9 protein-coding genes are annotated in these 13,517 nt (G+C 38.3%); 8 read left to right on the top strand and 1 reads right to left on the bottom strand.

Going from position 1 to position 13,517, the window contains the following annotated elements; all coding sequences use genetic code 11:
- The first annotated feature begins 10 nt into the window (after nt 1–10).
- From AC23ME_RS11975 to AC23ME_RS11950, 6 genes are all read left to right on the top strand, one after another.
- Nucleotides 11–529, top strand: a complete 519-nt coding sequence (locus tag AC23ME_RS11975; RefSeq protein ID WP_487728004.1) for a hypothetical protein — start codon at nt 11–13, stop codon at nt 527–529.
- A 62-nt stretch (nt 530–591) separates the two neighbouring features.
- A complete protein-coding gene (locus AC23ME_RS11970; RefSeq protein ID WP_487728003.1) occupies nt 592–3,243 on the top strand; it encodes a glycoside hydrolase family 2 TIM barrel-domain containing protein in 2,652 nt (883 codons plus the stop codon).
- A 304-nt stretch (nt 3,244–3,547) separates the two neighbouring features.
- Nucleotides 3,548–6,013 (top strand): glycoside hydrolase family 2 TIM barrel-domain containing protein, encoded by a 2,466-nt coding sequence (locus AC23ME_RS11965; protein ID WP_487728002.1) that lies wholly within the window; start codon nt 3,548–3,550, stop codon nt 6,011–6,013.
- A gap of 117 nt (nt 6,014–6,130) precedes the next feature.
- Nucleotides 6,131–7,294 carry an alginate lyase family protein gene (locus tag AC23ME_RS11960; RefSeq protein ID WP_487728001.1) on the top strand — a complete coding sequence of 388 codons (1,164 nt, stop codon included), beginning with the start codon at nt 6,131–6,133 and terminating at the stop codon, nt 7,292–7,294.
- 1 nt (nt 7,295) lies between these two features.
- Entirely contained in the window at nt 7,296–8,798 is a 1,503-nt protein-coding gene (locus AC23ME_RS11955) for a hypothetical protein (RefSeq protein WP_487728000.1), read from the top strand.
- A gap of 130 nt (nt 8,799–8,928) precedes the next feature.
- A complete protein-coding gene (locus AC23ME_RS11950) occupies nt 8,929–10,107 on the top strand; it encodes a glycoside hydrolase family 88 protein (protein ID WP_487727999.1) in 1,179 nt (392 codons plus the stop codon).
- Between the two features lie 243 nt (nt 10,108–10,350).
- On the opposite strand, the gene AC23ME_RS11945 is transcribed toward AC23ME_RS11950, so the two are convergent.
- The gene (locus AC23ME_RS11945; protein ID WP_487727998.1) at nt 10,351–10,983 is read right to left on the bottom strand and encodes a hypothetical protein; all 633 of its coding nucleotides are present in this window, start codon (nt 10,981–10,983) and stop codon (nt 10,351–10,353) included.
- 237 nt (nt 10,984–11,220) lie between these two features.
- Here AC23ME_RS11945 and AC23ME_RS11940 point away from each other — a divergent pair, with 237 nt between their 5' ends.
- Both AC23ME_RS11940 and AC23ME_RS11935 read left to right on the top strand, forming a co-directional pair.
- Nucleotides 11,221–13,254, top strand: a complete 2,034-nt coding sequence (locus AC23ME_RS11940; RefSeq protein WP_487727997.1) for an FUSC family membrane protein — start codon at nt 11,221–11,223, stop codon at nt 13,252–13,254.
- Between the two features lie 55 nt (nt 13,255–13,309).
- A complete protein-coding gene (locus AC23ME_RS11935; RefSeq protein WP_487727996.1) occupies nt 13,310–13,504 on the top strand; it encodes a hypothetical protein in 195 nt (64 codons plus the stop codon).
- The last annotated feature ends 13 nt before the right edge of the window (nt 13,505–13,517 follow it).

Below are 13,517 nucleotides of genomic sequence, written 5' to 3'. Positions count from 1 at the left end.
TGATAATAACATGAAAAAACATAAAATATTAACATTGCTTATAGCTTGCTTAACTGCTTTTTCTGCTTGCGAAAAAGATGATCCAGATGGGCCAGTGGGCGCCGATGGATACGATAATTTCTATTATGCAGGATTTTTGCCTTGGAACAACACGGCAACGGCAACGGTAAATAGAACGCAAACCGATTTAATTAAGTTCCCTGTACAATTCCATTCATCTTTTGTAAGAAATTACGATGCATCGGCACACTTCACTTTAGTTACCACTGGAATTGCAAGTCCGGCTGTAGTAGGGCAAGATTTTAACGTGGTAGATAGAAGTGGCAATGCGATACAAGCTGCAAACGGTGTTTATAGCCTAAATTTTCCGCAGGCAAAAGCAAAGGTAGATACGATTTACCTTAAGGTTTTGAATAGCACAGTTCCTGGTACGCGAAGAATTGAAATTAACTTAGTGCAAAACGAAAACAGCCAATATAAGGTTGGTACGTTTACACAAGCTTTCAAACGTTTTTTAGAAGTTAGATAGATTAATGTTTATCCGTCTCATTAGCAAGTCTTCTGAGGCGGATTATTTTACCTTTGATTTTAATGCAGAAGTTTATTAGAAAGAATATCCTGTTTTTTATGCTGATATTGATATCAGCAATTGCCGAAGCTCAAATTATTAGTCGACAAATCATAGCTATCAACCGAAATTGGCAGTTTTCAAAAGATGAAAATGTTAAAGGCTATCAGCAACTTAAGTACAATGTTATCAACATCCCACATACGTGGAATGCGTTTGATGTTTTAGACGATGAACCTGGCTATTACCGAGGAGTTGGGTACTACAAGAAAAAGCTAAACCTTAAACCAGATTGGAAAGGGAAGAAGATATATCTCAATTTTGGTGCGGCCAACCAAGAAACAACAGTGTATCTAAATGGTAAAAAAATAGGCAGCCACATAGGTGGATATACTGGTTTTACTGTTGCACTAGATTATTTAAAATTTGATGGTAAGGATGAAGTTATCGTCAAAGTAGATAATAGCCATAATGAAAGTATTCCGCCATTAACTGGCGATTTTACTTTCTTTGGTGGGATGTATCGAGATGTATCGATGCTAATCGTAAACCCAACTCATTTTGCTGATGAAGTTTATGGTACTAATGGTATTTACGTTCATGCAGAGGATGTGACTACCCAAATGGCAACAGTAATAGTGGAGGGTAAATTGGTTACACCCGCAAATAAAAAGCAGTTGCTAATTAACTCAACAATTGTAGATTCGAAAGGAACAAAGATTGGAGAGACAAAATGGATGACCGTAGGGCTTGGCAATCACATCAATTTCCGCTTACCCAAAATCGAAGTCAAAAAACCGATACTTTGGTCGCCAGAAAACCCATATCAATACAGCATTATCACTCAATTGGTTGATCAAAAAACAGCTAAAGTTTTAGATGAGGTAAAAACGAATATTGGTCTGCGTTACTTTAGTTTTGATGCTAACAAAGGCTTCTTTTTGAACGGTAAGTCGGTAAAGCTAATTGGCGCCAGCCGCCATCAAGATTTCGCAAAAATGGGTAATGCAGTACCGGCAGCTTTGCAGGTTAAAGATGTGGAAATGATCAAAGAAATGGGAGGCAATTTTTTACGTGTAGCTCATTATCCGCAACACCAGGCTGTACTAGACGCTTGTGATCGATTAGGTATTTTAACTTCGGTAGAAATTCCAATAGTAAACGAAATCACCGAAACTGAGGCTTTTACGAACAATAGTAAAGCAATGCAATTGGAAATGATTAAGCAAAATTACAACCATCCAAGTGTAATCATGTGGGCTTACATGAACGAAGTTTTGCTAAAAATGCGCTATAACAAAGAGCCCGAAAGAAAGAAAATTTATCTAAAGAGTATCGAAAATTTAGCACAACAATTGGAGAATTTAACCCGCAAGACTGATCCAACTCGTTATACCTTAATGAGTAACCACGGTGATGTAAATGGCTATACCAATGCAGGTTTAGTAAAAATACCAATGGTTGTTGGTTGGAATTTGTATCAAGGTTGGTATGGTGGTAAATCGGAAGATTTTGGACCAGCTTTAGATCGAATTCATGCTGCAATGCCTGATAAACCGTTAATAGTAACAGAATACGGCGCAGATGTAGATCCGAGAATACACGCAGAAAATCCAATTCGTTTTGATAAAAGTTTGGCTTACGGCATGCAATATCATCAAATTTACATTAAAGACATTTTAAAAAGACCTTTTATTGCTGGTGCTGCAGCTTGGAACCTATCAGACTTTAGTTCGGAAACGAGAAGTGAAACCATGCCAAGCATCAATAACAAAGGCTTATTAACTTTAGATCGACAACCAAAAAATACGTATTTCCTTTACAAAGCGCATTTCAATAAAGATCCATACCTAAAAATAGGAGATGGCTCATGGAAATTTAGAGCAGGAACGACGACCAAGCAGGAGCTAAGCGTTATCAGTAATTTAGATAGCGTAAGCTTAGTTCTAAATGGCAAAAAGTTGGAGCAGAGAGCTGTAGTAGATGGTATAGCAAGTTGGTCTGTAGATTTCATTTCTGGAAAAAATGTAGTTGAAGCAACAGCTGTCAAAGATGGTAAAATGTATAAAGACCAATCTACCATAGATTTTGTATTGCAACCACAAGCTTTTTTAAATTCTTCAGCAGCATTTAACATTGTATTGGGTTCGCAGCGACAATTTAGAGACGATAAAAATCAAATCTGGCTACCAAGTCAGCTGCACGAGCAAAACAGTTGGGGGCATATTGGGGGTGAACCTTTCAAAATTAAAAACAGCAGCAGGCAATTGTACGGCTCTGATAAAAATATCATCGGTACACAAAATGATCCGATCTATCAAACGCAATTGGTGGGCATAGAGGGCTTTGAGTTAGCTGCGCCGAAAGGGAAATATGAAGTTACCTTGCATTTCGCAGAATTAATGGGAAATGGTATCCAATCGGTGCTACCCTATAACCTAGATAGCTTGGTTGCTGAAGGTAAAGAAGTACCTCCACAACGTATTTTCGATGTTTACTTAAATGGCAAGTTAGTGGTGAGTGCACTAAATCTAGCTGCAAAATATGGCATTGCTAGAAGTGTGGAACGAAAGTTTGAGTGTATCGTAGCAGATGACAAGGGAATTAAACTGCTGTTTAAAAGCATAGCTGGTAAGCCAGTATTAAATGCGCTGCAAGTAAGAAGGATAAATTAATATGTATACTTCGAAAGGGAGTAGCGCAAACGTTTCCGCAGTTTTTGAAAATTGTTTTGTTTATGAGTTTTCTCGTTCGTAAAGGATTGAGACATATTAAAGTATTCTGAAGAATATTTAGTAAGTATTTGTTTTTTAGTTATTTATGTTGATGTTCTTGTTAAACGTTTGAGGTAGCTAGAGATACGCCTCGTCGAGTATAAAGGTAATGATAGTGTAAGTGCTACAACAAGTGAAGGTTTGCAAAGCGATAAAGCTTTTGTAGTTTCATATTTTTAAATTGGTTAACCAAATAATAAATCGTATGTCCAAACAACTGAAATTAGTTCTTCTGTGTCTAATTATTTTAAGTCAATCTTTAAAAGCGCAACAATCTCAACGTTTAAATACGGGTTGGGAGTTTGTAAAGCAAGATTTAGGTGGTATTTGGGAGGCCGTTCGTCCAGTTGGTAAGGGCAATCCAGAAGAACTTCCATTTTGGCAAAAAGTAAACCTACCGCATTGCTTTAACGATGTTGATGCTGTAGACCCAGATGTGCACTACTATCAGGGTGCAGGTTGGTACAGAACAAATTTAGATATCGAAAATCCTTATTCGAATGGAAGGACTTTACTGCATTTTGAAGGCGCAGGGCAGAAAACTCAAGTTTATATCCACACCACCAAAGTTGCCGAACATGTTGGCGGTTACGATGAATGGACTGCAGATATTACCAATGCCGTAGCTGAATTTAAGAAATCGCCTTTGTTTAAAACGCAGTTCAAGGGCAAAGTTCCAGTAATCATTCGCTGCGATAACACTAGAGATTTGGAAATGATGCCCTCAAGCCTGTCCGATTTTAATGTTTATGGTGGGATTTATCGTTACCTCAATCTCGTTTATAATCCGCAATTAGCTATTGATAAGGTTTTTGCTCATGCCAAGGTTGAAGCCAAAGGAGCACAAGGAAACCTAACCGTAAAAGCACGCTTCTTAAATCAAGACAATTTAAAAGATGCTGCGGTAAATATCAGCTTGATAGATCCAAATGGAAAAACAGTTTTCACTGCAAACAAAACCATAGGCGATTTTTCTGATGATCAGTTGCTGGTTGAAACTAATATCAAATCTCCAAAACTTTGGTCGATAGAAACTCCACAGCAATACGAAGTGAAAGTTAGCTTAACTGCTAATGGACAAACTTACAATACTACACAGAAAATAGGTTTCAGACATTTTGAGTTCGTTAAAAAAGGGCCGTTTACGCTTAACGGAAAACGTGTATTACTTCGTGGTACACACCGTCACGAAGATCACGCTGGTGTAGCAGCAGCAATGACCGAAGAAATGATGGTGACGGAAATGAAGATGATGAAGGAAATGGGAGTGAATTTTATCCGTTTAGGCCACTATCAGCAGTCACGCATCATATTAGATTTATGCGATAGTTTGGGCATTTTAGTTTGGGAAGAAATTCCTTGGTGCCGTGGTGGTTTAGGTGGCGCCGTTTATCAAGAACAAGGCAAGCGAATGTTGACAAACATGATCGAGCAACATTACAATCATCCCTCTATTATTATCTGGGGGCTAGGGAACGAGAACGATTGGCCAGGAGATTTCAGCGAGTTCGATAAAGAGAAAATCAGAACTTACATGAAAGAATTGAACGACCTATCACACAAGTTAGATCCTTCGAGAAGTACCGCAATTAGACGTTGTGATTTCTGTAGAGATATTGTAGATGTGTATTCACCGTCTATTTGGGCAGGTTGGTATCGAGGCATCTACACAGAATATAAGGGCGTTTCAAAGGCAGAATTTGATAAATCTGATCGTTTCCTACATGTAGAGTGGGGTGGAGATAGTCATGCTCGTCGCCATTCTGAAAATCCAGACAATGCTTTGATGAAAGTTAAACAGGGCGGCGGCGCCGATGAAAGAGCTGGCGATGCCTCTTTGTATGGAGGTGGCGCAAGGGTAAGTAAAGATGGTGATTGGAGCGAAAGCTACATCGCTAACTTAATTGATTGGCATTTGAAAGAACAAGAAACCATGCCCTGGCTAACGGGTACTGCATATTGGCCATTTAAAGATTTTAGTACACCAATTCGTCCAGAAAATCCAGTGCCTTATGTAAACCAAAAAGGTGTCGTAGAACGTGATTTCACTAAAAAAGAATCATACTACATCTTTCAATCGTATTGGACAGATAAACCAATGGTACATATTTACGGACATTCTTGGCCGGTACGTTGGGGCGCCGAGGGCGAAGAAAAAATGGTTAAAGTATATTCTAATTGCGATGAAGCAGAACTTTTTGTCAATGGAAAAAGCCAAGGTGTGAAAAAACGCAATAGTCAAGATTTTCCGGCTGCTGGTTTGCGTTGGTCGGTGCCAATGCAGAAAGGAACTTATAAATTAAGAGTAGTGGCTAAGAAAGGTAAAGTAACTGTAACCGATGAAATTACCCAAGAATATCAAACCGAAAAATGGGGTAAACCGGCCAAGTTAGTACTTCAAAAAATTAAGGATACAAACGGAATAACTACTGTGGAAGTTAAAGCTTACGATGCGAATAATGTATTGTGTTTAGATGCAGCAACAGAGGTTAAGTTTAACTTATTGGGTGATGGAGAATTAATTAAAGATCAAGGAACTTCTACTGCATCATCTAAAGTTCAGCTTTATAATGGAAGGGCAATCATTAGCTTAAAAACGAACGATAAAAAGAATGTGGTTTCGGTAAGTGCTGCTGGTTTACAAACAGAATTTTTAACCATTGAGAAATAAGGTTAGGAGTGCGTTGTCATTCTGAGCATAGCGAAGAATCTATTAAAATTAAAAATAGATGTCTCGTAACCTCGACATGACAGCGAGCTTTAAACAGGTAACTAAAAAAGATTGAAAATGAATAAAAGACTATTTATATCGCTGCTTTTGATGGGAATGATGAATATTGTCTTGGCACAAAATTCTTTTAAAACCCAAGCTACAGCTATATTAAAAAATCAAATTTTAAAAGAAGCTGACTGGGCAATGCAGCAAAAACCAGTTACGGTAACTGCAAGTAGCTCGCCACGGAGTACTGGTGGTAAACACGATTTCTTTTCAGAAGGAGATTATTGGTGGCCTAACCCAGCAAATCCAAACGGTCCGTACGTAACTAGAGATGGCGAAACCAATCCAGATAATTTTGTAGCGCACCGCCATGCCATGATCCGTTTCAGTGAAATTGTGGGTGCTTTGGCATCAGCATACCAGATTACTGGTGATGAAAAATACGTAAAACACGCTATCGCACATCTTAAAGCATGGTTTATAGATCAGGAAACCTTGATGAACCCAAATTTGGCTTATGCTCAGGCGGTAAAAGGATTATATGCTGGCAGAAGCTGGGGTATTATCGATTCCATACATTTAATGGAAGTTGCGCAAGGTATTGTAGTGATGCAAAAAGCTAAGTCCTTCGACAAAAATGCATTAACAACAATCAAAAAATGGTTTGCTGATTATATCCTTTGGTTAAATACAAGTAAAAATGGTATTGCCGAAAAAAATGCAAAAAACAATCATGGCACCACTTGGGCTATGCAGGTAGCCTCTTTTGCTAAGTTGGTAGATGACCAACCGATGTTAGATTCACTGCGCATGCGCTATAAAAATGTGTTCTTGCCTAATCAAATGGCTTTAGATGGCAGCTTTCCACTTGAGCTAGCTCGTACTAAACCTTATGGCTATGCTATTTTTAATTTAGATGCCATGGTAATGCTCTGCCAAATTTTATCAACATCAAAAGATAACCTTTGGACTTATCAAACATCAGATGGGAAATCGATTAGGAAAGGTTTGGATTATCTTTATCCTTATATTGCTGATAAATCTAAATGGCCGCTAAAACCAGATGTAATGTTTTGGGATAACTGGCCGGTAGCACAGCCGTTTTTGTTCTTCGGAGCTAATTATTTTGCAGAAAAGGGCTGGTTTAATATTTGGAAAGGCTTAGATCTAAAACCTACAAACGAAGAAGTAATTAGAAATTTACCAGTGAGACATCCGCTAATTTGGCTGTGATATGAGATTAAAGTCGGTTATATTTATTAGCATTTTGTGTTTTACAACGCTTTCAAAATTGTTAGCGCAGCAATGGCAATCTAAATTCGTGAAACTGGAAAGCGATGGAAAATTAACGTATTTACCTAATGCCAAAGGCGATATAATTCCTGATTTTAGTCGAGTGGGATATCATCAAGGCGATAAAGAAATTCAGAAGGTTAAGGTAGTTAAAGTCTTATCGGCCAACGGGAAAAATGATCAGCAGCAAATACAAGAAGCCATTAATGAACTATCGAAACTACCTTTAGATGTAATGGGTTTTCGCGGTGCAATTTTGCTAAAAAGTGGTACTTATGAAATTCCAGGAAGTATCAATATCAATGCTAGTGGTATTGTATTGAGGGGAGAAGGTTTAGCCACGAAACTCATAGCTACGGGAACTGGCCAACGGAAATTAATCAGTGTAAATGGTGTTGGAAGACCTAAAGAAGTGCCAAATACGAGAACAAAAATTGAGGATGCCTACGTGCCTGTGGGTGCAAAATCATTCAAGGTAGCCAATGCAGCTCAATTTAACGTGGGAGATGACATCATGGTTTATCGCCCAGGCACCACAAAGTGGATTCAAGACTTAAAAATGGATCAGATTGAAGCGAGGGAAGGCACTGTACAATGGAAACCAGAAGACTACCATCTAAATTTCGAACGGAAGATTACTGCAATTAAAGGTAATGAGATTTTTATTGATAATCCCGTAGTAATGGCAATGGAAACTCAATATGGTGGCGGCGAAATTTATAAGTATACTTTCGAGGGCAGAATTAGTGAAGTTGGTATCGAAGATTTGTTGTTAGAATCTGCTTATGAAACCGACACCGACGAAAATCACGCTTGGGATGCAGTATGGATGAACAGAGTTGAGAATGCTTGGGTAAGTAACGTAACAAGTAAATATTTCGGTTTTTCTTGCGTAAATCTGGCTACTTACAGTAAACAGGTGACGGTTAAAAACTGCACGTCTTTAGCTCCAAAATCAAAAATTGACGGTGGCAGAAGATACTCCTTTAACAATGATGGCCAACTGAATTTGGTGCGAGATTGTAAAGCTGATGAAGGTAGACACGACTATGTAACTGGTGCCAAAGTAGCTGGGCCAAATGTGTTTTATAATTGCATTGCTACTAACGCAAAGGCGGATATTGGTCCGCATCACCGTTGGGCGGTAGGTACTTTATACGACAATGTAACGACCGATGGAGATATTAACGTACAGGATAGAGGCAACTGGGGCACAGGTCATGGCTGGGCAGGCGTAGCACAGGTTTTGTGGAACTGTACCGCTAAAAAAGTAACAGTTCAAAATCCTTATGTAAGTGGAAATAATTATGCTATTGGTGTCAGTGCTGTAAAAGGAGATGGACGGCTAAAAGATCGCCCAGACGGCTTTTGGGAAGGATTAAATAAAAAAGACATGATGGTGCCATCTCTATTTATAAAACAATTGGAAAATAGAAGAAAATAGACTTATAACTTGAAAGATTGCTTCGTCGTACCTCCTCGCAATGACGTTAATTTTTCGTCTTTGCAAGCTTTGCGAAGCAATCTTAAAGCGCATTAAAAAATAAATCCAAAAATATCAACATAACAAACGTATGAAACTAAAAATTACAGCCGCAATTTTGTTTGCTACAGTTAGTGTGCAGGCGCAGAAAATAGACGTTTCCAAAGCTTTTAACCACGCTGCAACACAAACGGACATCCTAGTGAGAAATGTAGATTCTGCAAGGCAGACTAAACCTAACCTAGTATCACCACGTACAGTAGAAAACGGACAGTTTAAAATGGTAGTTTCCAGAGATTGGACCAGCGGATTTTTCCCTGCAGAATTGTGGTATTTCTACGAGCAAACTAAGGATAAAAAATGGCTAGATCTTGCAAAGAAATATACTGAGGATATTAAAAAAGAGCAATTCAATAAAGGAACACACGATTTAGGTTTCATGATCTATTGTCCGTTTGGCAACGGTTACCGTGTTACAAAAGATACTGCTTATAAATCGGTAATTATACAAGCTGCAAAATCACTTTCTACCCGCTTTAATCCTACGGCAGGCGTAATTAGATCTTGGGATCACAGCGGTAAAAAATGGGATTATCCGGTAATTATAGATAACATGATGAACTTAGAATTGCTTTTTGAGGCTACGAAGTTTACCGGCGATTCATCGTTTTACAAAATTGCGATTACACATGCAGATAACACCATCAAAAATCATTACAGACCAGATTTTAGTTCTTATCACGTAGTGGATTATGATGTGAACAAGGGCGGCGTGATCAAGAAAACAACAGCGCAAGGTTATGCGAACGAGTCGTCGTGGGCTAGGGGCCAAGCTTGGGGATTATATGGTTATACTTTGATGTTCCGTTACACTAAAAATCCAAAATATTTAGCTCAAGCAGATGCAATTGCTAACTATATCCTTAACCATAAAAGTACACCTGCAGATGGCATACCATACTGGGATTACAACGACCCGAAAATACCAAATGCACCTAGAGATGCTTCTGCGGCAGCTATTACTTCTTCGGCATTATACGAGTTAGCAAAGTACAGCAAAAATGCAAAGAACTATAAGGCATCAGCCGATAAAATCTTACGTTCTTTATCTACCGCTTATACAAGTAAAGTAGGCAATAACTACGGCTTTATTTTAGAGCACAGCACAGGACATCATCCTAATAATTCTGAGATTGATGTGCCAATTAATTACGCAGATTATTACTACATCGAAGCATTGAGACGATATCAGGGTAAGTTCAATTTTTAATAGGTTAGGGCGATCTAAGAAATTAGATCGCCTTTTTTATTAATACGAAATTTTAATAACTGTAATGATTAAGGAAGCAATTAGCTAATTCAGTTACCTAAGTTCTGCACAGTTTGCTCATGCCGCTCATCCTACGCAATAGCCACATCGACCTAATTGTAAGGTAGTTGTAGTACGTTTTTTGGTTTAGAAGGCAATGTACTACATTTAAGCAAGCAATACGTTGGTGAGAGTAATTACAATCTAAAAGTTTTTAGATATCAACACATCTTCCGTCGGATAGTAGCTTATTTGGCCCTCGCTTGCTAGAATTGCCATTCCCTCTATTTTAAGTATCCCTGTCGATATGCTTAGATAATAATTCATGTAATAGCCGGGGTGTGAGCTTGCGGTATGATTGATTTTATAAACATCATGATATGTTTTTCCCAATATGCTCAAACTAGCATTCTTTTCTAAGATCTTATATTTTATTGTGCCGTATATATCGCTTTCCAAGGGGTCTAGCGGTGTTGGTACGAAATAATCCCACTCGTCTCCCACGTTTGCATTTTTTTTGAGCATTACAAATTTTAAATTACTCTCTGGCCATTCTGTATGACTAGCAAAGCTTTCTTTGTCGGCGTACCAAAATGCATCAATTTCTGGAAGAGGCGTACCTATAAAACCCAACTTGATATTGAAAAAATTATCATCGTTTTTAGACACAATTCTTTGGCTGATCTCAGTTTCGCCACTTGGCGTGGTTACTTTATAATTCCATTGATTGCCAACTTTAACAAAAGGAAAAGCAACTTCCACTTGTGTTAGATTCTCTTTCTTTTTACAAGCAGCTAGGATTAAGCAACCTACAAGCACATACAAGGTTTTTTTCATGTTTTATAATTTAAGTATGATAATAATTTGAAGTAAAAGTAAATGTCAATAATGCAACTAAGCATAGTAAAAACCCTTATTATAACTATTCCGTAGAAATACACGGTAGTGCCATTAGCGCAACAAAGAATATATGAAGTGCAGCCAAGAAAGATGTAGACAATGAAAGCGTAAGTAAAGTCATCGATGCAAGGTTTATAAAACCAATGAATAATTAAGCTTACCTTTGCGCCGAAAATGTGGTCTTCATTTAAGAAATTTCTATCAGCTATCTGGCTTCTATTTACTAGTGAGCACACCGTAGATGCTTTGCGCAACACGCTAGCCGTAATTTTGCCTATTGTAGTTTTTTACAATTTAGGATGGCCAACAACGGGCATTGGAATAGGTATAGGAGCTTTAATGATTTGCATGACTGATTTACCAGGAAATCGTGCGGATAAATTTAAAGCAGCTTGGATTAGTGTGTTCATTTTTACTCTTGTAGCACTTATAACAGCTTGTAGCACATCGTTACCGCTGTTGATGATTGTTGTTGTGGTTGCCATCACATTTCTATTAACAATGTCGGCGGTACTGGGGCAACGTATGGCTGCAATAGGTTTAATGGGAATTATCTTAGCCACGTTCACCATCGGCTTAAAACCTAAAGATCCGTTGCTTTATGCCAACTACATCTTTTGGGGCGGGGTATGGTATTATGTCATCAGCTTATTGCAAATTTCTGTTTTTCCATATCGATCGTTAAACAGAGCTATTTCGCAAGCCGAAAGAGAAACATCAGCTCTGCTAAGATTAAGAGCCCAAGGTTACAACACAAAAGTTAGTTTGTCTGGCTTTAACCAAAGAAATATGCGTCTGCATTTGAAGCTGGCAAGTAGCCACGAACTCATCAGACAATTGCTTTTGAGCGATCGTAAAGCAATACAGAAGTTAAATCCGAAAGTTGCTGCATATCTCGAGAAGTCTATCAATTTGATTGATCTGTACGAGCAAGTAAGTGCTGTGCACTACGATTATCCTTACCTGCGTAATCAATTTGAACACACGGGAGCGCTGCCACTGATCCAACAAAGTATTGAGTTGCTAGCTAAATTGCTGGTCAAACCTAATCATCAATTATCCGTTGCGCAGTTTGAAGATTTACATATTGCTCTCCTACAAAAAGCAGAAACGCTTGAGGAAGAAAAGAAGGTATTGTTAAAGCAGATTTTAGCAAATATCGATGAAATCTATGCCTTAATTATCGCCATTCATCAACCTCAAATTGCTAACCAGCTAAATGAAGATACCGAGCGCTACCGCGATTTTCTGACACTTACACCGGTGCAGGCTAAAGCAGTAAAAAGTCACTTTTCGTTAAGTTCCCCAATATTTCGTTTTTCGCTACGTTTATCAGCCTTGTGTTTAGTTGCCATGATATTAATTGCTTGGCTAACCGAAGAACATTATAGTTATTGGCTGTTGCTTACCATGGTGATTGTTAGTAGACCTGGTTATGGACAAACCATGAAACGTAATGCAGAACGTGTAGCAGGTACTGCCATCGGTTTGTTGATTGGCTGGAGTTTGAGCCACTATTCCGATGTGCAGTTGCAGTTATCTGTGAGTGTACTTGGCTTGTTTGGTTTCTTTGCTTTTAATCGTGTAGCTTACAGCATCAGTGCTGTTTGTATTACAGTAGCAGTAATTTTGTGCTTAAATGTTTACGATGGAGATTTGTGGCGATTAGTTTCGGACAGAGCTTTATTTACCATTGTTGGGGTGTTGTTGTGTTTGGGTGCAACTTTCGTATTTCCGATATGGAATGCCCCTCGTTTGAGTACTTTGATGGCAAAAGTGGTGAAAGCTAACCTACTATATTTTCAAGCAGTAGTGAAATTGAAGCCGAATGATTTAGATTCTATTCACCAAACAAGATTGGCGAGAAAGCTAAGTCACCAACAGTTGTCTGCTTTGAGCGAAGCCATTCAGGCTGCACAAAAAGAACCGTTAAAAAAGCAACTGAATTGGTCACTTATCAAACGTGTACAGCTTTTCAACTATCAATTTAATGTGCTTACAGCTACGTTTGCCAGCTTGCAAAAACAGGGTGCTAATTTTTTGGGAAAGGATGATATCGCTAATATTGAAAGAAATTTAGAACAATCGCTAATCAATATTCATCAACTAGATTTAAAGCAAGCCATAGAGCTACCTCCTTGGGGAGACCAACCCTTACATTTATTAGAGGTATCAAATTATTTAGCGAATATTCATAAAAAGAGTTAGCCTAGAACATTGCGCAATAAAATTTGTTATAACATGAAATTCAATATTCCATGTTATGAAAAGAAGATATTTAGTACTAGCCGCATTTGTAGGTTTAATTTTCACTGCCTGTGGTTCAGAAAATTCAGATAGCAAAGCCGATACAGTGGTTTTGGACAGTCCAGCCGTTTCAGATAGTTTGGATATTAACACAGCTGATGCTGATAGCGCAATGAAAGATAGTGTTGTTATAGATACAACTATTCGCTAGCCTGTAAACGCTT

Source organism: Pedobacter sp. T50_32, assembly GCF_057652195.1.
This window is presented reverse-complemented; position numbering and strand designations above follow the sequence as displayed.

Coding starts and splice junctions, on each gene's coding strand:
- AC23ME_RS11975 (WP_487728004.1), top strand. CDS start 11: ATGAAAAAACATAAAATATTAACATTGCTTATAGCTTGCTTAACTGCT.
- AC23ME_RS11970 (WP_487728003.1), top strand. CDS start 592: ATGCAGAAGTTTATTAGAAAGAATATCCTGTTTTTTATGCTGATATTG.
- AC23ME_RS11965 (WP_487728002.1), top strand. CDS start 3,548: ATGTCCAAACAACTGAAATTAGTTCTTCTGTGTCTAATTATTTTAAGT.
- AC23ME_RS11960 (WP_487728001.1), top strand. CDS start 6,131: ATGAATAAAAGACTATTTATATCGCTGCTTTTGATGGGAATGATGAAT.
- AC23ME_RS11955 (WP_487728000.1), top strand. CDS start 7,296: ATGAGATTAAAGTCGGTTATATTTATTAGCATTTTGTGTTTTACAACG.
- AC23ME_RS11950 (WP_487727999.1), top strand. CDS start 8,929: ATGAAACTAAAAATTACAGCCGCAATTTTGTTTGCTACAGTTAGTGTG.
- AC23ME_RS11945 (WP_487727998.1), bottom strand. CDS start 10,983: ATGAAAAAAACCTTGTATGTGCTTGTAGGTTGCTTAATCCTAGCTGCT.
- AC23ME_RS11940 (WP_487727997.1), top strand. CDS start 11,221: ATGTGGTCTTCATTTAAGAAATTTCTATCAGCTATCTGGCTTCTATTT.
- AC23ME_RS11935 (WP_487727996.1), top strand. CDS start 13,310: ATGAAAAGAAGATATTTAGTACTAGCCGCATTTGTAGGTTTAATTTTC.